1 pseudogene is annotated in these 272 nt (G+C 62.9%); it reads left to right on the top strand.

The window, feature by feature from the left end:
* Positions 1-240 (top strand): annotated as a pseudogene (locus tag SB753_RS37345) (glycine betaine/L-proline ABC transporter ATP-binding protein); the annotation flags it as partial.
* Between the last annotated feature and the right edge of the window lie 32 nt (positions 241-272).

The following is a 272-nucleotide window of genomic DNA, read 5'->3' as shown; positions in this document are numbered from 1 at the left end:
GCGCTCGATCCGCTGATCCGCACGGAAATGCAGGATCAGCTTCTGCAACTGCAGGCGACGCTCAACAAGACAATCGTGTTCATCACGCACGATCTGGACGAAGCGCTGCGCATCGGCAACCGCATCGCGATTCTGCGCGACGGCACGCTGGTGCAGGAAGGCACGCCGAACGAAATCCTCACGAAACCCGCCGACGACTACGTCGCGCGGTTCGTCGAACGGCGCTCGGGCGCGCATTGAGTTTGGTCTTGCGCTGACGCTGGCGGGGCAAC

This window comes from Paraburkholderia sp. SIMBA_053, from assembly GCF_046534895.1.
In the GTDB taxonomy this organism is placed as follows: domain Bacteria; phylum Pseudomonadota; class Gammaproteobacteria; order Burkholderiales; family Burkholderiaceae; genus Paraburkholderia; species Paraburkholderia caledonica.
The sequence above is the reverse complement of the archived record's forward strand: the minus strand, read 5'-3'. Positions and strand labels throughout refer to the sequence as shown.